This is a genomic window from Desulfovibrio sp. (assembly GCF_034006445.1).
In the GTDB taxonomy this organism is placed as follows: domain Bacteria; phylum Desulfobacterota; class Desulfovibrionia; order Desulfovibrionales; family Desulfovibrionaceae; genus Desulfovibrio.
Window position 1 is genome coordinate 76,933 of record NZ_JAVESS010000007.1, and the last position, 21,904, is coordinate 98,836.

General features: G+C 56.3%; 15 protein-coding genes, 1 tRNA gene and 1 pseudogene. 8 read left to right on the plus strand and 9 right to left on the minus strand.

Translation table 11 applies throughout. The features are described 5' to 3' along the window. Positions 1-24: 24 nt before the first annotated feature. The 4 genes from modD to RBR41_RS08505 all read right to left on the minus strand — a co-directional run bounded on the left by modD (position 25) and on the right by RBR41_RS08505 (position 6,242). Positions 25-900 carry a ModD protein gene (gene modD / locus RBR41_RS08490; protein ID WP_320352152.1) on the minus strand — a complete coding sequence of 292 codons (876 nt, stop codon included), beginning with the start codon at positions 898-900 and terminating at the stop codon, positions 25-27. Between the two features lie 195 nt (positions 901-1,095). Beyond that, entirely contained in the window at positions 1,096-1,275 is a 180-nt protein-coding gene (locus RBR41_RS08495) for a hypothetical protein (protein ID WP_320352153.1), read from the minus strand. A 117-nt stretch (positions 1,276-1,392) separates the two neighbouring features. Then, on the minus strand, positions 1,393-3,486 hold the full coding sequence (locus RBR41_RS08500) for a methyl-accepting chemotaxis protein (protein WP_320352154.1): 2,094 nt from the start codon (positions 3,484-3,486) through the stop codon (positions 1,393-1,395). Positions 3,487-4,460: 974 nt separating this feature from the next. Next, positions 4,461-6,242 (minus strand): DEAD/DEAH box helicase, encoded by a 1,782-nt coding sequence (locus tag RBR41_RS08505; RefSeq protein ID WP_320352155.1) that lies wholly within the window; start codon positions 6,240-6,242, stop codon positions 4,461-4,463. Between the two features lie 264 nt (positions 6,243-6,506). Between RBR41_RS08505 and RBR41_RS08510 the strand changes: the two genes are divergently transcribed. Then, positions 6,507-6,701 carry a twin-arginine translocase TatA/TatE family subunit gene (locus RBR41_RS08510; RefSeq protein ID WP_291302907.1) on the plus strand — a complete coding sequence of 65 codons (195 nt, stop codon included), beginning with the start codon at positions 6,507-6,509 and terminating at the stop codon, positions 6,699-6,701. A gap of 443 nt (positions 6,702-7,144) precedes the next feature. Here the strand turns inward: RBR41_RS08510 and RBR41_RS08515 are convergent, their stop codons facing one another. From RBR41_RS08515 to RBR41_RS08525, 3 genes are all read right to left on the minus strand, one after another. Continuing rightward, on the minus strand, positions 7,145-7,615 hold the full coding sequence (locus RBR41_RS08515; RefSeq protein ID WP_320352156.1) for a hypothetical protein: 471 nt from the start codon (positions 7,613-7,615) through the stop codon (positions 7,145-7,147). A gap of 232 nt (positions 7,616-7,847) precedes the next feature. Then, complete coding sequence (locus RBR41_RS08520; protein WP_320352157.1) at positions 7,848-8,435, minus strand: superoxide dismutase; 588 nt, start codon at positions 8,433-8,435, stop codon at positions 7,848-7,850. Between the two features lie 265 nt (positions 8,436-8,700). Continuing rightward, positions 8,701-9,930, minus strand: coding sequence for an MFS transporter (locus RBR41_RS08525; protein WP_320352158.1), 1,230 nt, complete (start codon positions 9,928-9,930; stop codon positions 8,701-8,703). A gap of 611 nt (positions 9,931-10,541) precedes the next feature. Here RBR41_RS08525 and RBR41_RS08530 point away from each other — a divergent pair. Further along, positions 10,542-12,629, plus strand: a complete 2,088-nt coding sequence (locus tag RBR41_RS08530; protein WP_320352159.1) for a methyl-accepting chemotaxis protein — start codon at positions 10,542-10,544, stop codon at positions 12,627-12,629. Positions 12,630-12,761: 132 nt separating this feature from the next. Here RBR41_RS08530 and RBR41_RS08535 read toward each other — a convergent pair whose 3' ends face one another. Together RBR41_RS08535 and RBR41_RS08540 are read right to left on the minus strand one after the other, a co-directional pair. Further along, complete coding sequence (locus RBR41_RS08535) at positions 12,762-14,390, minus strand: NAD(P)/FAD-dependent oxidoreductase (protein WP_320352160.1); 1,629 nt, start codon at positions 14,388-14,390, stop codon at positions 12,762-12,764. 618 nt (positions 14,391-15,008) lie between these two features. Further along, a tRNA-Sec gene (locus RBR41_RS08540) sits at positions 15,009-15,102 on the minus strand. Between the two features lie 249 nt (positions 15,103-15,351). Here RBR41_RS08540 and ftsH point away from each other — a divergent pair. The 6 genes and pseudogenes from ftsH to glmM all read left to right on the plus strand — a co-directional run. Next, on the plus strand, positions 15,352-17,427 hold the full coding sequence (ftsH, locus tag RBR41_RS08545; RefSeq protein WP_320352165.1) for an ATP-dependent zinc metalloprotease FtsH: 2,076 nt from the start codon (positions 15,352-15,354) through the stop codon (positions 17,425-17,427). Between the two features lie 92 nt (positions 17,428-17,519). Further along, complete coding sequence (gene folP / locus RBR41_RS08550; RefSeq protein WP_320352161.1) at positions 17,520-18,302, plus strand: dihydropteroate synthase; 783 nt, start codon at positions 17,520-17,522, stop codon at positions 18,300-18,302. A 159-nt stretch (positions 18,303-18,461) separates the two neighbouring features. Beyond that, positions 18,462-19,856, plus strand: coding sequence for a sensor domain-containing diguanylate cyclase (locus RBR41_RS08555; RefSeq protein ID WP_320352162.1), 1,395 nt, complete (start codon positions 18,462-18,464; stop codon positions 19,854-19,856). A gap of 123 nt (positions 19,857-19,979) precedes the next feature. Then, complete coding sequence (gene cdaA, locus RBR41_RS08560) at positions 19,980-20,711, plus strand: diadenylate cyclase CdaA (protein ID WP_413785144.1); 732 nt, start codon at positions 19,980-19,982, stop codon at positions 20,709-20,711. Beyond that, positions 20,698-21,630, plus strand: coding sequence for a YbbR-like domain-containing protein (locus tag RBR41_RS08565; protein ID WP_320352164.1), 933 nt, complete (start codon positions 20,698-20,700; stop codon positions 21,628-21,630). The genes cdaA and RBR41_RS08565 overlap by 14 nt, the downstream gene beginning before the upstream one ends. Positions 21,631-21,690: 60 nt before the next feature. Continuing rightward, positions 21,691-21,904: pseudogene (glmM, locus tag RBR41_RS08570) on the plus strand (phosphoglucosamine mutase); the annotation flags it as partial.

The window sequence follows — 21,904 nt, forward strand, 5'->3', positions numbered from 1 at the left end:
GCGCGGGCTTTTGTGGCGCAGCGGCTACATGCCGCCGTCAGCCTCCATAACTACCTTGATATCCGCTGGCCTGCCGAAATAGGGCCAGGTTGTCACCAGTACGTCCACGCCCGTGGCTGCGTACTCCGCAGCGGTTTCGCCCGTAACGCCTCCGGCGGCCAGAATGAGAATGTCAGGGCGTGTGCCCCGCAAAGCGCCCACCGTGGCAGCCAAAGCCTCGCAGGAGAATTTTTCGCACTGAACAATGTCTATTCCGGCGGCGGCAGCGAGCAGGGCGTCCTCAAGGTTGTCCACCTCGGCAGAAAGTTTTTTTTCAGGCATGCTGGCGCGCAGGTCTTGCACGCGGCGGGCAAAAAATTCCATCTGCGTCTGCTGTGCGTCCTTGGCGAAAAACTGCAGATGTTGGGCAAAAACCAAAACGGAGTCCGAAAGATTCTGGCGGTGGATAATGGCGCCGCCGTTCAGTGCCGCTTCAAGGCACAGGGCCTTGGCTCCGGGAAAACTCTTGCGCGTTACTGCTACCCGTATGCCAGGGCGCACGGCGGCGGCGCGTTCCACCATAAAGGCGCAACGCCGCGCAATGCCCGACATGTATTCCATAAGCGTCTGGCTTGCCTTCCAGCCTCGGTGCAGGCCCGCGGCGCTTCCCCTGGCCTCAAGAAAAACCTGATCCGCCTCTGCACCGTCGCCATTGTTGATCAGTCGTGTGACAGAAAGACCGCAGCGCAGCAGCAGCTGTTCGGCTTCTTCCACGCCGCTGATAATGCCTTGCTGGCGGGCACTGAAAAACATGGCTCCGGTATGGGCCCCGATGCCCAGCATTTCGACAGTGAGATCCGGGCCGGGGCAATCATCGGCCAGCAGGCCGTCAAACCAGGAAGAAGATTTGGGAATTTGCATGAGATCTGCCTTTTTTAGTGAGCGCGTCGGGCCGTGGCCAAGCGGTAACGCGTTTTTTTTGCGGAAATGCCCGGCGTCTGCGTGATCTGGCCGTGCCGTAGAGGTGTGCGGTGCGTCAACGCTGTCATGCGCCGCGCACTCGCACTGTCAGGTGCAATAATTTGGGCAAATATGTATTCGTAAAGACAAGCTGCTTTACAGGAGCAACAAACCCCGCCCGGCACGCGAATTCTTGCTGCTGGTCATGACCATCATGCCGCAAAAATTCGCGCTTTGCCAGTGGGTGCATGCTGCGCCTGGCGCGTGGTGTTCGGAACCGCTCTCTGCGACTCCGGCTGCCGCTGCACTCTGCACGGCCCGGGGCAGCCAGGCCATGCGCGGCTCCGGGTTGGCCATGCGCGGCCCGGGGCAGCCAGTCCATGGGGGGCTCAGGGTTGGCCATGCGCGGTTCCGGGTTGGCCCACGCACGGCCCGGGGCTGTCCGTCTGCGCCTTACCCCTGTTTCATCTCCGTGATAAGCTGGTTCAGGGCTTGCGCCTGCCGCGCCAGTTCGGCCACGGCCTGCGCGGCTTCACCCATGGCCTGGGCCGTCTGGTTGGACATCTCGTTGACCTGCGTTATGGAATGGTTGATTTCCTCGCTGGCGGCGGACTGCTCTTCACTGGCCGTGGCGATTGCGCCCACCTGATCCGCCGAGGCTTCAACATTGGTGACAATCTGCCGTAAGGCGTCGCCAGACTGATTGGCAAAGAGGGTGGCTGTCTCCACTTCGTGCAGGGCCTTGTCCATGGCGGAAAGGCTCTCGGAAACGCTCTGCTGTATGGCGCCAATGGCGCCGCCCACATCGTGGGTTGAGGCCATGGTTTTTTCGGCCAGCTTGCGCACCTCATCGGCGACCACGGCAAAACCCCGTCCGGCATCACCGGCGCGGGCTGCTTCAATGGCGGCGTTAAGCGCCAGCAGGTTGGTCTGGTCGGCGATGTCCGAAATGACGCTCATGATGCGGTTGATGGCCTGCGCATGTTCGTTGAGCTTTGCCATGTCTTCTTTGAGATCAAGCGAAACCTTGTGTACCTGAGCTATGCTTTGCAGGGCGCTTTGTACGATTTTTGCCCCGGCCTCGGCATTGGCCCTGGTTTCGGCTGACACGGACGCGGCGGCAGAGGCGTTGCGGGCAACCTCCTGCACGGTGGCGTTCATTTCGTTCATGGCTGTGGCGGCTTCACCCAGACGCTGGGCCGAGCCCACCGCCGTGTGGTCGGACTGCTCGATCTGGGCGGAAAGCTGGCTGGAGGCGGAGAAAATGATGGAAACTACCCCTTCCAGCTGTCCGGCGGCGGCAAGCATGCCCTCGCGCTTGGCGCGTTCGGCGCGTTGTGCCGCCTCTTCGGCCCGTGCGGTGGCTTGTTGTGCCGCATCAGCGGCCTGTTCGGCGGCCAGGGTTTTTTGTGCGCTGTCTTCAAGCAGGTTTTTTATGTTGCCCACCATATGTTCCATGCCCTGACCAAGAACGCTGAATTCGTCCTTGCGGTTTCGGGCGTTCGTGAGCAGAAGTTTCTCTTCCGCGTTCGTATCCAGCCGCCCCCCGGCCACGGCCTCGGCCATGCGGGAAAAACCGCGCGCCATGCGCGCTATGCCGCGCGCTGAAACAATGATCATGAACCCCACGATCAGCACACAGCCCCCGGCCAGCAGCAGGGCATTGGTGAACAATTGCTGCACCGGCGCCAGAACTTCGTCACGGTCGAGTTCAAGGCCGATAATCCAGTTTTCTTGAGGCAACTGCTGAAAATAGATGACCTTGGCCTCGCCATTGGCCTCGGTGTAGGTGACGCGGCCATGCTTTGCGCTGATCATCTCCTGCACATGGGCCAGCGTACCGTCCTCGCGGGTGCGCACCTTGGGGTCCGGGTGCATGATCATCTTGCCGTTCATGTCATAAATAAAGGAAAAGCCCTTTGTTCCCACCTTGACGAGATTGGTCGTTTCGTTGGCGAGATTGGCGTCGTCAATGCCCACGGTGACAACGCCAACGATCTGGCCTTCGCGTTTGACCGGAAGGGCAATAACCGTGGTGAGTTGCCCGGTTGTGAGGCTGACCACGTCCGCGATGCCGGTGCCGCCCTTCAAGGCTGCGGAAAAATAGGGGCGCTTGGAAAAATCCGTCCCGACGGTCTTGCTGGGGCCGCTCTGCCCGCTCACATGGTGGGCGAGCACCTTTCCGTCTGGGGCGATAAGCGCGCTGTAGGTGATGTTCTTGCTGACCTCGGTGAATTCGCGCAAGGCGTTGTCCACCGCTGCAGCCTGCGGTGAGGAAAGGACATCTGGCGCGCCGGTATTGTAGAGATTGATGTACTGCGTAATTCTGTTGTTCTGGGACACAATGGCAAGGGACTCTCTCAATCCCATAATAACGGCGTGTATGCCGGACGCCTGTGTCTGCAGCACAGTTGTCATATCAGTTTCAATCTGCGAGCGCAGGATTTTTTCTGACATCTTGTAACTCATGCCTGCAAGCAGTACCAGACCAAGAATCGCCGGAACAAGGATAAAAAGGATCATTTTGGTCATTAAACCACGTTTCATGAGTCCACTCCTTATGGTAAACTTGATAACTGTCTGTTACGAGCAGTTGTTCGCTGGCGACACATGGCAGGCTCTATAGAGCACATAAAAAATATATAACTACCTTTTAATACAAGCTATTGTCTGTATGCAATTTTAACGCGCGGCAAATTTGAGAAAAATCAGGTTCCTGCAAAGTGCAATGAATATGATAACATGCTGGTTTATTACAGTTTATGTGGCATTGTGCTAGAGCAGTTTACGAATGAAATGAGTTAAATGCTCTGCAAGGATTTTTTCTGAAAATCCTTGCCACGAAATGCGAGTAGGCGGGCTTTTGCCTGCCGTACGCGAGCATTTCAAGTGTTAAATGCTCTAATGTATTGGCACTGCCCGACATCTCATGCCATCCGCCTGACAAGATGGCCGCGCACGCGGATGCAAGCGGCGTTCATGCCGTTGCCTGCAAGCCAATGCACAGTCTGAAGCCACCATACCATATTACCTTTGGAAGTGTAAGTATTTTCAATGTGCCTGGCACCGCAATGACGGCAAGCAGCCGCCAGGGTATTTTCAGGGAAAACGTGTGGGGCGGACAGACAGCCACAGCGGAAGGAAGAGAAACGCGCGGGCCGCTCGTGGGTGTGGCCGTGTATTGCGTTGCCGTGTGTGGCGGGCCGTACGGGGTGTGTGGAGGTCTGCTGGAGCGCAGCGCATGAACGGCAAAACCGTCCGTTCACACAGCGGTGAACGGACGGCCTGTATATGCGTCAGCGGGGCGGTTGCGCCAGAGCATTTTATCTTTGGAAACGCTGATTTATTCCGTTTGGCGGACTTGCTTCACTTTTTTTGAAACAGTCGAGGACGGAAGAGTCCACTCCTGCTCCAAAAAAGATAGCGCCTTGCCAAACGAAATAACTGCGCGTTTCCAAGAGGCTCTTTACTCAGTGCTTCCCTTTAAAAAAGGTTAGATGCTCTCAAGGTAATCTGAACTGTTAATCGTCGCGGTCGCCCAGAAAGCCACGCGGCTTTTTGGTGTACCGGGCTGGCGGCTGGCGGCGTGAACCCACCGCTGCGCCGGGCTTGCGGGGCCGGGGTGTTCCCGGTCTGCCGCTGTCGATTTTTGCAACCACGCGCGTTCCGGCGATGAACACGCCCTTGTTGAGCACGGTCATCACATCTTCCGCCAGATCCGAGGATATCTCCACAAGGCTGAAGCCTTTCTGGATGCTGATGGCGCCGATGTTGCGGCTTGAAATGCCCGTTTCGCCAGTGATGGCGCCGACAAGCTCGCGGGGGCTGGCTTTGTGCATGTGGCCGACATTGACGTGGATCTTTGTCATGGGGCCGTCATTTTCGCGCCGTGGCGACCGCGTGTCGGGCCTGTCCCCATCACGCCTGCCGGACGGCTCGTTTGACGGACGGCGGGGCATCATGGCCAGGGGGTCCTGTTCAAGGGGCTTGTCCTGATCGCCAAAATCCCTCTGCATCAAAAGTTTGAGCAGGGCCGCAGATATGTCGCGGTTGGTGACTTCGCCGTCAGGAAACTGTGCGGACAAGAAATCTTCCACCAGTACCAGCCAGCGCTCAAGGGTGCCGCTTTCAACGGTCTGTTTGACTTCATCCAGCAAGCGGGAAGTACGGATGCTGTCCACATCCCGCAGGCTTGGCAGGCGGCCCTCGGTGATGCGGGCCTTGGTGCAGCGGATGATGTCGCGCATCTTGTAGTGTTCGCGCATGGTCACAAAGGTGAAGGCGCTGCCCACGCGGCCAGCGCGGCCCGTGCGGCCGATGCGGTGTACGTATTTTTCCACATCGTGGGGGATGTCATAGTTGACGACAGCGTCCACGTCATCCACGTCAAGGCCGCGCGCCGCCACGTCCGTGGCCACAAGCACGTCCAGGCCGTCAGAGCGGAAGCGCTGCATCACGCGGTCACGCTGCGACTGGGCGAGGTTGCCGTGCAGGCCGTCTGCCTGATAGCCACGCTGTTGCAGGTGCAGGGTGACCTCGTCAACGCTGCGCTTGGTGGAGCAGAAAACAAGAGCCTTGCGAAAGCCCTGCGAATCGAGCAGGCGGCAGAGCGCGTCCATTTTCTGGTGCGGCCGCACTTCGTAATAGACCTGCTCAATGGCGGGAACCGTAAGCATTTTTTGGGCGACGGTGAGCATTTCAGGGTCGCGCAAAAAGCGCTTGCACAGTTCGCGGATGGGGCCGGGCACAGTGGCTGAAAACAGCACACGCTGGCAATCTGCCGGGGTCTGCTCCAGAATGGCCTCAATATCTTCACGAAAGCCCATGTCCAGCATTTCGTCGGCTTCGTCCAGCACGGCCACGCGGATGGTGTCGAGCTTCAGGGTGCCACGCTTCAGGTGGTCCATAATACGGCCCGGCGTGCCCACCACGACCTGCACACCCTTGGTCAGGGCGCGAAGCTGCCGTTCAATGGGCTGGCCGCCATAAATGGGCAGAATGGCGATGCCGCGCTTGCGGGCGGCGAGCTTGTTCAGTTCTTCTGACACCTGAATGGCCAGTTCGCGCGTGGGGCAAAGCACCAGGGCCTGCACGTTTTTGCCGGACGTCAGTTTTTCAAGAATGGGCAGGCCAAAGGCTGCCGTTTTACCGGTGCCTGTCTGTGCCTGACCAAGCGCGTCCCGGCCTGCAAGCAAAGAGGGAATGGCCAATATCTGAATGGGGGAGGGCTCTTCAAAGCCCAGATCCTCAACGGCTTTCAATAATTCGCGGGATAAACCCAGATCTTCAAACGATGCGGTCATGCTGTTCCTGAGATAAGATTTTAACGGAAGAAAATTTCGTGGGAAAAAATATAGCCTCATATGGGGCAATACACAATGAGTATCATACGGGCGAATATACGTTTTTCAGCCCCGGCGCGTATAAAAAAATCAGAAGTAGGCTATAATCAATGGTTTCTGGCTGTTTGCTTTTGTTTCGCGAGAGAGTATAATCTTGAAAATGGCTGAATGTAGGGGGCTGCTCCGGCAGTCCACTTACGGCCTTTAACAGGAAGGACGGTTTTTATGGGCGCATTGAGTATACAGCATTTGCTGGTCGTGCTGGTAGTGGTAATGTTGTTGTTTGGCTCTAAAAAATTGCCAGAAATAGGCGGCGGACTTGGCAGGGCTATCAAAAATTTCAAAAAGGCGACCACTGAGCCGGATGAAATTGACATAACCGCTCGCAATAACGGAAACGATCACAATAAGTCTGCCTAACAGGCCGGATCGAACGACTTTTAACCGGTTTTACGTAAGCCCCGGGTCTTGGCCCGGGGCTTTTGCGTGCCTGACGCTGCCGACACCAAGAGAACCCCTGTCAAGACCGGGGTTCTCTTGGTGTCGGCAGCCGCAGCATGCCCGCCTGGAAAGGCTGTTTTTCAGTGCTGGCTGCATGGCCGCTCTGCAAGATCTGCAACCCGATGCCAGCGGCTTTCATCATTTCCATCAATGTGGCACGCCTTTTCTGGCGTGTGCTGGCCCGTTGCTGCCGCATGTTGTCGCAGGCAGGCGGGTATGCTTTCACGGTCAGGTCGCTCCCGAATAAGAGTTTTAGGGGGTGGGGGCGTGGGGGAGGAGACCCTTTTGCAAAAGGGTCCCTCCCCCACAAGGCATTTCTCCCTCACCCCCCACACGATTTGAACGTGACGTAGTCCTGAGGCCTAAAACGCGGGGATAAGCTTTGCGTCAGTGATCTTGAGATTCTTGAGCAGGTTTTTTCCCGTGTTCAGGTCAGGGCCGACAATGGAGGTCACCGCAAAGGTCTTGCCGTTGGAGCCAAAGTACGAGACGCCCTTGGCCCCGTCCTGTTCGAAGCTCGACACGTAGAAGCCGTTTTCCTCGTGGGGGGCGCTGGCGGCAATGCCGCCGCTCTGCATGCCTTTGACGGTCTGTTCGGCCACATCCCTGGCGCTCATGGGGGTATCGACAACGGTAACGGTCACTGCGGTGCCGTCTGTGGTGTTCTGGAACAAGGCAACGCTGGAACCCTGCTGGCTGATGATTTCGTTGGGCTGCGTCCAGTCAGCGGGGAGCGTGATGGAAAAATGGGGAGTTTTCACCTCGTTGGCCAGGGCAAGGGTGGCGCAGAGGGTAAGGGCGGCGGTGAGAACAAGGCCGAGAATGTTTTTCATATATGGATTCTCCTGGGGCATACAGGTGCTTTTACGCAACTGATGTTTGATTAGGTATAATTGCGGGATGGCAGGTGTGGATCGGGGCATTTTACCTTTGAAAAAGGCATATGCTTCAAGGCGGTACAAGAAGGCAGCGTTAGAGCATTTTCGCTTTTTCAAAGGTACAATGCTCAAACCCAAAAAGGGGGCATGACAAGCGTGCCCCCTTTTTCAGATCGTCTCGGGAAGGTCAGCCTTTGAAATTTTTGGCTGCGAATTCCCAGTTAACCAGCTTTTCCAAAAAAGCTTCGATGAACTTGGGGCGGGCGTTCCGATAGTCAATATAATAAGCATGTTCCCATACATCAATGGTCATGACAGGGGTATCGCCGGTGCGCAGCGGGTTGCCTGCGGCCCCCAGATTCTGGATTTCCAGCGCGCCGCCGGGTTTTTTAACAAGATATGTCCAGCCTGAACCAAAATTGCCAGCGGCCTTGGCCGAAAATTCTTCCTTGAATTTGTCGAAGCTTTTCCATTGTGCGGCAATGGCATCAGCCAGAGCGCCCTCGGGTTTTCCGCCGCCATTGGGCTTCATACAGTTCCAGAAAAACGTATGATTCCATACTTGCGCGGCATTGTTGTAAATGGGCGAATCCGGAGCTTTTTTGATAATCTCTTCCAGCGGCATGTCCTTGTAGTCTGTGCCTTCCTGAAGATTATTCAGATTCGTGACATAGGCCCTGTGGTGTTTGCCATAATGATATTCCAGGGTTTCCTGCGAAATGGCGGGCGCAAGGGCGTTCATGGCATAGGGAAGTTCGGGCAGAATTCGTTCCATAGTTAACTCCGCATGGTATGTTTTCGTGTTGCAAAACGGTCAGACCGATGCCTCCTCCCCAAAAAGGACTCATACCAAGCATAGCAGTTGCCAATAGATAGTTCAATATTGTTTGTTGCCCAAGGCAGCAGCATTAATTTGCTGAGAAAAATGATGAAAATTTGCGAAAGGGTCTCTCCCCCACAAAATGTATCAAAGTGTATCGTTACAAATCGTTTGGGGGCGCTGTTTTTCGGGTTCGGTTTGGCCGCGCCGGCACAGTGCGTCAGTTGAACGCCGTGGCCGCGTCCGCAAGCGAGCGGTACCGCCTGCTCGCTAAAGCAAAAACCGTCAGTCCCATGCAGGGAGCCACGGCCAGGGCCAAAAACGCCGCACTGTAGCTGATATAGTGTGCGAACAGGCCTCCGTACGTAGTGCTGAACGCCGCGCCGAGTCCCTGAATGGTAAGCACGAAGCCCAGGCCCAGGTTGACGTGGCCGCTGCCGCGCAAGATTCTGGCCACAATGCCCGGCGTGGCAACGCCCATCAGGCCGCTGCTTATACCGTCCAGAATCTGTACTGGCACAACACTCCAGGGGCTGTCGTAAAAGCCGGCCACAAGGCCCCGCACCGGCAGCGCCAGCAATGCAATCAAGAACAGCATGCCATAACCGCGCCGAAGCGCTATCCAGGAACCGAGAAGCGCTGTGGCTATCATGGTCACCTGGGCGATGATCACGGTCACCCCTGTGTATGCCGCGGGGTTCACGTCAAAACGGGCGACGGCCGATTGTCCCAGAAGGGGAAGCATGGCCGCGTTGCCGAGATGAAAAAACGCCAGGGTGATGGCTATGGCCAGCAGGGCGCGGTCTGAAAAAAGTACCCGCAGGGGTATGGGGGCGGCATCGGGTTTTCCCTGATTTTCTTCAAGACCGCGCGCCGTTGCATTGTCAATGTGCGCGGGGTTGATGCCTCCAAGGCACATGATGCAGAGCATGCCCATGACTGCCATGACAAAAAAGACGCCAGGAATGCCGTAGTAATAGCCGACAACGGTTCCGAGAACAGCCGTAGCGCCGTTGCCAAAATGGTTCCACGCCTCATTTTTGCCAAGGCGTGCCGGTAGGCCCTTCTGGCCGACCATGCCCAGGGTTATGCCGGAAAGGGTCGGAGCAATGGCGGCTGCCAGCGCGCCGTGCAATATTCTGGACGTCCAGACTGAAAAGGTGTTGAACCATAAAAAGATACCGCCGCAAGCCACCACGATCAGAATAACCGTAGCGCCAAGGAGCAGCCGTTTTTTGTCGGCCCTGTCTGCCAGCGCGCCCAATGGGGTGGTGCAAAACATGCCAGCAAGGCCTCCGGCTGTCATGACATACCCGATTTCATCCGGCAGCCAGCCCTTGCCCTGCAAAAAAACTCCAAAAAACGGCCCCAAACCGTCACGCACGTCGGCCAGAGCAAAGCAGAGCAGGGAAAGGAAGGTCAGGGATCGTGTCTTGGATTCTGTGTACATAAAAACTCGCGAGGATGGGGTATTGTAGCCTTATAGCCTGCTCTAAAAGTGTATTTCGTTTAATGATGGTTTGCAAGATAGAACAACAATGAATACTGGTGCGGGTTCGTGGAACTAATTTGTCTATACACTGTTTTCTACTAAAATGTCATTATATATATCACATTGCGTGCGTTAATGCAGCTTCAAAGCTTTTGTCAGTGATTTCGTGATTATTCACGAGTCAATGCATGCCTGATGTTGTAGGCGCAACATATATTTTATGCATTGTCTGCAATGGCCTTTATGAAGGAACCTGGCTGTTCAACACGACAGCAGGCGGGTCTTTTGAGGACACATGTGATCGACGCAACTGGAATGAATACTATGCTATGGTGTAAAACCATGTTTTTTTACTGTATTAAAAATAGTGTTTCATGATCTGGTATAGTGTGATAAACTCTCTATCTGATAACACTTTCATCAATAATGTGTGTTGTGTATATATGTATAGGTTTTCTTGTTTCGAATAAGGTATATTACACGGAAAACACCATGCAATGCATTGATGGCTCTAATCCTTTAAAAGAATCGACCGATTTAGAAAGCAATACTCTCTCCAGGATGAAGACATGAAAATTTCACATAAGCTTTTGTGCATCAGTTGTGTTCCTTTGCTGGCCTTTCTGGTTGTAAGCGTCATGTACGCCCGTATCTGGAGCAATGAAAAAAGCACCATTGTTGAAATCAGGCATAATATTGATCTGTTTATTCCCGTTTCGCGGCTCATCCACGAGCTACAGAAGGAGCGCGGCCTGACCAGCGCCTTTCGGTCTGGCGCGAGCAGAAGCGGCATGGACAGGCAGCGTGGACAAGTGGACGCCATCCTGGCCGAATTGCCCGCAGTCATCAGCACGGCCTCTCTGAGCGCCGGGCAGGCGCAGGATTTCAATGCCACGCTCAAAGAGGTGGCGGTCGTTAGGCAGAAGGTGGAGCAGGGCGGCAACCTCGCAGATTTGCTGGCGGACTATGGCGGGCTCATTGCCCGTCTGTTGGAACATGAGAAAACCGTTGCCAATCTGCGCAGTTTTCTCGGCATCGACAAAATATTTACCACAGTGGAGCTGCTGGAAAACGCCAAAGAAAGCGCTGGCCGGTTGCGCGCCGCTCTTTCCGGCGTACTCACCGCAGACAAGGGCATAACGCTGGAAACCTTCCAGCGCCTGGTGGCGCTCAAGGCACAGATGGATGCCAATGTTTTTTCCAAAACAATGGTTCTGGTGCCCGAAGGGCGGCAAATCCTGAACGCCATGCAAAACTCCCAGCCCTGGCAGGACGCCGACAAGGCATTTTACGTCGTGCTGGCCCACTACGGTGAAGGCAATTTTGGTGTTTCCGGCGAGGTGTTCTTCAAGAACATGACGGCGATCATCGATACCATGGCCAACGTACGCGATATAGAATTCGCCGCGCTGGAAAAAAACATGAACCAGACCTACGCGCAGGCATCCGCCACGCTCACCCGTCTGTATAGTGTCATGGGCGGAGCGGTGCTGCTGATTCTGGTTATGGTTGTTCTGGTCATACGCTCCATCAACGGGCCCATCAAAACGCTCATCAACTATGCCAACAATGTTGCCTCCGGCAGGCTGGACGTGCCGCAGCTCACGGGCATGCGACACGAACTGGGGGCCTTGTGTACGTCCCTCAATATAATGATCGCCAATCTGGAAAAGATGCTGCGCCAGTCCGAACAGGCCAGCCAGCGCGCTCATGAAGAATCGGAAAAAGCCCATGTGGCCATGGAACAGGCCGAAGAGGCCAAGATCAGGGCCGAGCGGGCCAAGGCTGAAGGCATGCTGGCGGCGGCGGCCCAGCTTGAGGGTGTGGTGAAAGCCATGGGCGAAACCACGCAGACGCTTGAGGGGCACGTGCTTCGGGCCGAACGCGGAGCGGACCAGCAGGCATCGCATATTACAGAAACCGCAACCGCCATGGAAGAAATGAACGCCACCGTGCTGGAAGTGGCCAAAAACGCGGGGCAGGCCTCCGACGCCTCCGGGGCCACCCGTGAAAAGGCGGGCAGCGGCGCTTCCGTTGTGCATGACGCCATTAACAGCATGGAAACCGTGCGCCAGCAATCGCTCAAGCTGCGTCAGAATATGGCGCAACTGGATGATGACGCCAAGGGCATTACCCAGATTATGGGCGTCATCTCCGACATCGCGGACCAGACAAACCTGCTGGCCCTGAACGCCGCCATTGAGGCGGCCCGCGCTGGCGACGCCGGACGGGGCTTTGCCGTTGTGGCTGACGAAGTGCGCAAGCTGGCAGAAAAAACCATGGCCTCCACCACGGAAGTGGGGCGGACAATCGCGGCCATCCAGGCTTCGGCCAGGGAAAGCACCAGTCAGATGGATGAGGCTGTGGTCTCCATTGAAGAGGCGACCCACCTGGTCAACCTGACGGGCACAGCCTTGCAGGAAATCGTCAACATGGCTGACGTCACGGCTGATCAGGTGCACGCCATTGCCACGGCCGCCGAGCAGCAGTCTGCCACGTCCGAGGAAATTAACCGCTCGCTGACGAATATCAACGGCATCTCCGGCGAAGTGGTCGACATCATGCACGAGTCTGCCAAGGCCGTGCAGGAGGTTTCCACCCAGGCTGACGTGCTCAATGGCCTGATGGAAGAAATGAAAAAATCAAGTTCGGTATAAGCCTGAAAATTGTGGAAGGAATGTACAAGGAAAGGGCGCTTAACAGCGCCCTTTCCTTGTTACTTATGTCCCGTGGATGAAGCAGGAGCGTCCGCTTCTGGTTTGCATTGAAATGACGCTCTTGCCGTTTTGCTACCCTTGTTGGGACAAATAGTCCGTCACTTCCTTGAAGGCTGCCTTGCCGCCCACCAGCGCGCCACCATAACCTCCGCCCGGCGAACCCCAGGCGCTGGCAAGATACACGCCCGGCACCTTTGTTTTGTTGGGCAAACGGGTCATGAAGGAGTTGTCGACACTCTGGTTGTACCCATAGAGCGCGCCGCCAGGGTTGAGCGTGAAGCGGTAATTGGTCAATGGTGTGGAGCTTTCGCTCATGATAATCATGCTGGAAAGACCGGGAATGGCCAGTTTTTCGGCCTGAGCGATAAGCAGGTCGGTCAATTCCTGTTTCTTTTTGGTATAGGCGGGGCTGTTGCCAGCCAGGTAGTCCGCCTCCATGTCCTTCCATACGTCTTGCGAGCAACTGGCCACTATGCTCAGGCTTGAGCAACCCTCAGGGGAAAATCCCTGCTGAAGATTGTCGTATACCATGATCGAAAAGCCTGACTTGTCAAAATGGGCCTGCATGGCTTCTTTGTAATTGGCGTCCAGGTCCAGGCTGGCGTAGTAGGAAACTTCGGGATGCGGGAACTGCTTGGTAATGTCCCGGTCAAGCCCAAGCCACACAATGACGCTGCCGGGGCTGAAGGTATAGGTATCCAGTTTGTCGGCATATTCTTTGGCGACGCTTCCCTGCGGCAGGAACTTGTTGAAAACCTGCGGCGCGCTGGCGTTGCAGACCACGGCCTTTGCCTTGAATTCCCGTCCGTCGGCGGTTTTGACCCCTGTCGCTTTTCCATTGGCAAGCATTATGGATTCTACCCTGGCGCCATAGCGCACCTCGCCACCGGCATCCGTGATGACCCCGGCCAGAGCGTTGGACAATGACTGCGACGTGCCCTTGATATAGGAACCGCCGTTTTCAATATAGTCGCCCGTGGGGTCGAGGTAGTAGAAAGCCGAGAGACGCGAGGGCGGCAGGCCGTAGTAGCTGCAGCTCTGCCCCAGCAGCGCCTTGAGCCGGGGGTCATGTATGTGCTTGTCCAAAAGCTGCCCCACCGTCTTGTCCTTGATGTCCCACAGTGTAGGAAATAATTGCGGAAAGCGCGCTTCGTCCGATGCGGACAGCCCTTTTTCCAGAGCTGCACATTCATCCATGACCTTCTGCCACATCGCAAAATAGGCAGTCAGCCCCTGGCGCTCGGCCGGGAACATGTCCGCCATCTGCCGTTCAAAACCCTTGAGGCCGCATTTGGCGGGAATATCCACCGAAAGACCAGGGAACCGTGAAGACCATGCGTGCGGATGGTCGAGCAGTTCCAGCTTGTTCCAGATGCCGAGGTCTTCCAACAGCGCTCTGGTGTCTCCAGAGGCGAGCACGGAAGAATGCAGAGAAACCTCGCACAAGAAATCGCCTTTGTCCGACCCGCGCAGAAATGACGTGGCATAGCCCCCAGGCACCTCATACTGTTCAAGCAACAGTACCTTGAATCCGTTTTTTGCCAGGTAGCCGGCGCAGGTCAATCCTCCCAATCCCGCTCCAACAACAATGGCATCGTAGACGCCGTCTTCCGATTTGGGGGCTGCCCCTGCGAATTTCCATCCTACCAATGAGCTGGCAGCTGCAATGGCGGATAATTGAAGGAAAAATCTTCTGTCCATAATAGCTCCTGGCATCATAGTGGTGTGGTTGTAGGGTATAAGAAAAGCGTGTCATGTCAACGCTGGGAGGCATGTAACTATATTGTAAAAAAGTATGTTATATTAAGCTGTTTCATTAAATGAAATCATCTTTTCATGGCGCATGACATACTTGCATGTAAAAAAAATTAGTTATGCTGTTACCAGTGATTTATATGTTTGAGTTGCAGATGGTATATGTGTGTATAATTGTAAAAGTATTATACTTTTAAATGGTAATTGAAATAATAGTGTCTGTTGAATTTTCATAAAAAAATACACAAAAGAATATTTGTGTTATTTTAGCTGATAAAAGTAAAAAATAAAATATTATGACGTGCCACAGGAATACATGATGCAGCTACAAGAGAACATCAATGCAGATGAGCCTGGAAAGTAAGAGACGCGTGAGAAGCGGGCAGGGCGGTAATGGCCTGGTGCTGACATCTGGCAAAAAGCAAAAAAACACCCCTTTAAGCAAAGGCTCAAAGGGGTGGTGATCTCTTGGCAGGACCAGGAAATAAACGGGAGAAAACGGGGTAGAACTAACAGCTTTGCAGGCTTTGGCCTGCATCAGCCCGTGGACTGCAAAAGAGCATTTGGCGGAGACGTATAGGGGTCGAACCTACCACAGACCGTAAAGCCTGCCACCGGTTTTGAAGACCGGGCGCCACACCGGTGACGAAACGTCTCCGCGTAATATCCTGTATGTTAAGCGAAAATGAAAAAGCCCGCAAGTGGAAGGTGCGATATTTCCAAAGAGTCTTTTTGCCATTGCCAAACCATAAGCAGGCATTATATGTGAAAAAAGGTTATGCCGGTGAACGTGGAGTCCGTCCATTTGACAGCGGCTATGCGCAGGTAGTATTTCTCTGCTTGCGTGGGCCTATGTCCGGGTCCTGGCCGTGCGTTGCTGCGCGCGGAAAACGTAATGGAGGCAATGTTGAACCAGATGAGTCGCAACCTGATGCTATGGGCTATTATCGTCCTGGCGATGGTTATGCTTTTTAATATGTTCCAGCAGCCGCAGGGCGTAATGCAACGGGTGCCTTATTCAGACTTTCTGAATCAGGTCGAAGGCGGGCAGATACTGTCCGTTACGATGCAAGGCCACACGCTTACAGGCAAAACATCAGACGGCAAAACTGTTCAGACATATGCTCCGCAGGATCTGGGGCTCGTCAACCGCCTTATTGAAAAAAAGGTGGAAGTCAAGGCAGAGCCGCCTGAAGAACAGCCCTGGTATATGACCCTGCTGGTTTCGTGGTTCCCCATGCTGCTTCTTGTGGGCGTGTGGATTTTCTTTATGCGCCAGATGCAGGGCGGCGGCGGCAAGGCCATGAATTTTGGCCGTTCCAAAGCGCGCATGCTCAGTCAGGACAGCGTACGGGTCACTTTTGCCGATGTGGCCGGGATTGATGAGGCCAAGGACGAACTGGCCGAAGTTGTGGAATTTTTGTCCAATCCCAAAAAGTTTACCCGTCTTGGCGGGCGCATCCCCAAGGGCGTTTTGCTCGTGGGGCCTCCCGGTACGGGTAAAACCCTTCTTGCGCGTGCCGTGGCCGGAGAGGCGGGGGTTCCCTTCTTTTCCATTTCCGGCTCGGACTTTGTGGAAATGTTTGTGGGCGTGGGCGCTTCGCGCGTGCGCGACCTTTTTGTGCAGGGCAAAAAAAATGCCCCCTGCCTTATTTTTATTGACGAAATTGACGCCGTGGGCCGTCAGCGTGGAGCCGGGCTCGGCGGCGGGCACGACGAACGCGAGCAGACCCTGAACCAGATGCTGGTTGAAATGGACGGCTTTGAAAGCAATGAGGGCGTCATCCTCATTGCCGCCACCAACCGTCCCGACGTGCTGGACCCGGCCTTGCTGCGTCCCGGCCGTTTCGACCGTCAGGTGGTCGTGCCTACGCCCGATCTGCGTGGCAGGCGCCGCATCCTTGAAGTCCACACCAAGCGCACGCCCCTGTCCGGCGACGTGGATCTTGACGTCCTGGCGCGCGGCACACCCGGTTTCTCCGGCGCTGACCTGGAAAATCTGGTCAACGAAGCGGCTTTGCAGGCCGCCAAGCTGAATCAGGACAGACTGGACATGCACGATTTTGAATACGCCAAGGACAAGGTGCTCATGGGCCGCGAGCGTCGCAGCCTTATCCTGTCCGATGACGAAAAGCGCATCACCGCCTATCATGAGGGTGGTCATGCCCTGGTGGCCCGTCTGCTGCCTGGGGCGGATCCTGTGCACAAGGTGACCATCATCCCGCGTGGCCGCGCCCTTGGCGTGACCATGCAGCTGCCCGAAGAAGACCGCCACGGCTATTCGCGCTCGTATCTGCGCAATACCCTTGTGGTGCTGCTGGGCGGCCGGGTGGCTGAAGAGCTTATTTTTGACGATATCACCACCGGCGCTTCCAACGACATCGAGCGCGTCACGCGTATGGCCCGCAAGATGGTGTGCGAGTGGGGCATGAGCGAGGCCGTGGGCACGCTGGCCATCGGCGAAACCGGTGAAGAAGTCTTTATCGGGCGCGAATGGGTGCAGAACAAGAACTTCAGCGAAAGCACCGCGCGTCTGGTTGACTCCGAAGTCAAGCGCATTGTGGATGAAGCGCACGCGCGCTGTACAGAACTGCTTAAAAACAATGAAGAAGTACTGCACCGCATAGCGCAGGCCCTGCTTGACCGCGAAACCATCACGGGCGAAGAGCTTGATCTTCTGCTGGAAGACAAGGAACTGCCGCCTCTGGACACCAATGGCAAGCCCATGAAGTATTCCGAAGCGCCGAGCCGTCCCAGCAAGGGCAACGGTAAGGGCAAGAGCGCCGAAGCTCCTGCTGGTGCTGCCGCAGAAACGTCCACGGGCGCTTCCACCAGCAAGCCTGCCGAGTTTACTCTTGAGCCTGATCCGGTGGACGGTTCCGTCGCGCCGCATGAAGCGCCCACATCGGCCGGGGGCGGTGAATCCCGGCCCCAGGACGCCGCAGATCAGGGTGAAAAAGACGACAATAAGCGACAGCAGTAATGAACAATGCATTCCCGGCGGCGTCGGTAGAGGACGCAACCTGGTACGTTAAGGGGGGGCGGGCGTTAAAGACGCCTTCCCCCTTTGGCGTTATGGGTATTGTCAATCTTACGCCAGATTCATTCTACGACGGGGGCGTGCATCACATGCCGCCCGCCGGTCTTGAGCACGCCCTGATCCTGCTTGAGCAGGGCGCGGACATTCTGGATCTTGGCGCAGAATCCTCACGGCCAGGCGCTGCAGAGTTGCCGCCGGATGAAGAAATTCAGCGTCTTGCGCCCGTGCTTATGGGCTTGCGCCATCAGGCCCCCTGGGCAACGGTTTCGGTTGATACCTACCACGCGGCCACGGCCGCGGCTGTTCTGGAGCAAGGCGCGGTCATCATCAATGACATTTCGGCCTGCGCCTTTGATCCCGGTCTGTTGGACGTGCTTGTGCAGTACAAACCGGGCTATGTGCTTATGCACAGCCAGGGGCGACCGCAGACCATGCAGCACAATCCGCGCTATGAGGATGTCCGGCGTGAGGTTCGGGAATTTTTTGAGCGCAACCTCGCGCGGCTGGTGCGGGCAGGGCTGCCGGAAGATCGCATTGTGCTTGATCCCGGTATAGGCTTTGGCAAAACCCTGGCGCACAACCTCGAACTGCTGGCGCACCCTGAAGACTGGCTCGGCTTTGGAAGGCCCGTGCTCATGGCCCTGTCCATGAAGTCGGTCTTCGGCGGCCTGCTGTCGCTGCCCCCGGCGCGTCGTGGCGCGGCCACTGTGGCAGCCACGGCGCTTTTGCGGGCCAGGGGCATATTCTGGCACAGGGTGCACCATGTGGCTGACGCCAGGCAGGCGCTTGCGGTGGCCACAGCCTTTGGTGGAGTATAATACCTGCCAACTAGAGCAGTTAACACTTGAAATGCTCGCGTACGGCAGGCAAAAGCCCGCCTACTCGCATTTCGTGGCAAGGATTTTCAGAAAAATCCTTGCAGAGCATTTAACTCATTTCATTCGTAAACTGCTCTATTGCTCAAGCAGGGTAAAAGCATGGCATGCGCCCGCCGCCCTCCAAAAACGCCCTTCGATGTCGCGCGAAAGTCCGGAACCTTCCTGACGGTATTTGTGACGAGCCTGTGTTGCTGCCTGGCGGCGGTGTTTTTTCTCGTGCAGCGCCAGGCGCAGGTGGAATTCTCCCGTCTGGAAAATATCATCCTGGCGCAAAGGGATGATCTGAAGGGGGATATCTCCGGTCTGCTGTTCAAAACGCGGGCCCTGGCCGCTCTTGTTGTCCACAGTGACGGGCATGTGGCCGACTTTGACGACGTTGCCCGGTATCTGGCCCATACCAGGAGCACGGATGTTCTGGCGCTGGCTCCTGCCGGGGTCATATCCCATGTGTATCCCCTGAAGGGGCATGAAGCCCTGTTGGGGATGAACCTGCTCGACTCTCCGTATGGCGAAGCCTCTGTCGCCGCCCACGATCATAATGGCATCAGCGTGTTCGGCCCGCTGCAGTTGCCTGACGGCACAACGGCGCTGGTGGGGATTCTGCCGGTGTTTTTGAAGGATGATGCCCATCAGGGGCAGTTCTGGGGCACGGCCTTTATTGCGCTCGGTTTTCCACAGCTGCTTGATGTTGCCAACCTTGGCCTCATTGAAAAGCAGGGTTTGAGCTATGATATCCTGAGTTTTGACCGCCACACGGAGGAGTGGAGGCCCATTGCTGCCAGCGCCCGTCCTTTTGATGAAGACGCGCCGCATCTGAACATGCCCTTACAGATATTTGACGCCAACTGGCAGTTTCGCATCTCCTATAATCAACCATGGCACGGGTTTTTTGAAAACTGGTTCTATATTTTTTCCGCCGCGCTGCTCAGTCTTTTGCTTGCCTCGCTTGCCCAGAAAAACCGTCATTTGGCTGAAGCCCACTGCCGCCTTGAAGAAATGGTGTATAACGATACGCTTACCGGCACCCTCAACAGACGCGGACTTTTTCATACCATGGCGACCCGTGGGGCGGATTGGCAAGATGAAAAAATCGTCTTGTATTATCTGGACTTAGATCGTTTTAAAGATATTAATGATACCTATGGACATAATGCTGGTGACCGAGTATTGCAACATTTCGCGGCTGTCATACAGTCCGTTGCGCCGCAAGGCAGCGTGTTTGCCCGCATGGGCGGCGATGAATTCATTCTGGTGCTGTTCAGCACAGACACAGATATGCAAATGACTGCCGGGCTGGACAGGGCCGCCGCAACGCTGGCAAGGGGCCTGCCCCATGAGGGGCTGGCCGAACCTATCCTTTTCAGCGTGGGCAGGGCAGGGTATCCTGAAAGCGGGAAAACGCTTGACGAGTTGCTCTCGCGGGCCGACAGGGCCATGTATCTGGACAAGGAACGCCGCCGGCGGCATACACGGCAGGTCGCCCGGCAGGGCTGAACAGCAGGCTGTCGTTGAGACAAGAAAGTGTGAAAACGGAAGGCCCGAACTGCCCGGCGTCAAGGCCAGGCGGGCGCGGCCATATAAGCTCTGATATCTTCAGGTCAAGGATCATAAACGGTGCTGGACAATATACCCATTGAATGGCGCGATCTTCTGGATATAGGCGTGGTCAGCGTGCTTTTGTACCAGCTTATCCAGTTGGTGCGCGGTTCACGCGCCCTGGCGGTGCTGACCGGCCTTGGCGTGCTGACCCTTTTGTTCTTTTTTGCCAAGGCCATGGGGCTGTATACACTGAACTGGCTTTTGCAGCACATCTTCAGTTCCCTTTTCATCCTTATTGTGGTCATTTTTCAGTCCGACATCCGGCAGGCTCTGGGCGAAATGGGCACACGACGTCTGTTCCGCCGAAAGCAGCTTCTCAAGGACGGCGTGGAAGAAGTGGTCATGGCCTGCGTGGAAATGGCCCGCCTGCGTGTGGGCGCGCTTATTGTGGTTGAGCGCAGCATGCGCCTTGGCGACATGATCAAGCGCGAAGGCGTGCGCGTTGACGCGCAGCTTTCACGGCAACTGCTCATGAACATTTTTTATCCCAAAGCCCCTCTGCACGACGGCGCTGTGGTCATCAGCAACGGCAGGCTCATGGCCGCCGCCTGCATCCTTCCCCTGGCAGAGGCCAAGGGGCAGAGCTTCGGCACCCGCCACAGGGCGGCTCTCGGAGTGACGCTGGAAACGGACGCTGTCACCGTTGTGGTGTCAGAAGAGCGGGGCGAAATTTCTGTGGCCATGAAGGGCGAACTTATGCGCGCCCTGGATGCGGCCCGTTTGCGTGAGGTTCTCAATGACGTCCTCTAGGCTTTCCCGGCGTTCGCCGCACCTTATGTCCATGCTGGTGGCCGTGCTGGCCGCCGTGAGCATGTGGTACGTGGTCAGCGTGCGTGATCGCGTTGAAGCCCAGCTTGAAGTAACCCTGGACTACTACGGCATACCGGCCAATCTCGTGATTACCGATGGCCTCATAAACAAGGTTCTGGTTCGCCTGCGCGGGCCGGAAACCCTGTTGCGGTCCGTGACGCAGGGCAAGCTGATTCAGGCTGTTGACCTTTCCCATATCAAAAAAGGCGTTACTGTGGTGCCCCTGACCGCCGAACACCTGGGGCCGGGCTTTCGCGCTTTTGAGCTCATTGACGTGCAGCCGCCGCGTATTGTGGTTAAGGCTGACAATCTGATAGAGCGCTCGGTGCCGGTTCGCGTTGCGGTGGGTTCGTCCTTGAGCAACGGCGCGCTGACGGTGGAAAACGTCAGCGTCACTCCGGCCAACGTCACCTTGCGCGGGCCTGAGGCCATGGTGGAAGACATAGCCAGCGTGCCCGTGCCCATCCAGGCTGACCCCAAGGCCGCCGGCAGCACTGTGCAGCAGGTGGTGACGCTGGATACGCCAGGGCTTGTCACACCCATACCGCCGACGGTCAAGGTGCAGTACAGTATCACAAGCGGCCGCGCTGAAGTGACGCGGAGCTGCAAGGTGGAAGTTCTGGCTGAAAACCACCGTCAGTTCACGGTGACGCCAGCGGAAGTCAGCGTGCACATTGAGGTGCCGGAGGCTCTGGTCAAAAATGCCCAGTACCTCAAGCAGCTGGAAGCCACGGTCAGCCCGCCCGATATGGCCGAAGGGGAGAGCCGTAAGGTTGAAATACGCTTTCGCCTGCCGGAAGGCATGACGCTCTTGAACCCTGGCACAGAAGAAGTTACGATAAGCCGTAAGAAAAAATAGTCCGGCCTCCCGGCAGGTTGCAGGGGGTTGGAGGCCGCTTTGCGGCCATAAGGAGATGGCATGGCCGATCGTCTTTTCGGCACCGATGGTTTGCGCGGCACGGTCAATAATTATCCGATGACCGTGGATGTGGCCTTGCGCCTGGGCCTGGCCGCCGGGGTGCGCTTCCGGCGGGGGCAGCATCAGCACAAGGTGGTTATCGGCAAGGATACGCGGCTTTCGGGCTATATGTTCGAATCAGCCCTCACTGCCGGTCTGTGCGCGGCGGGTATGC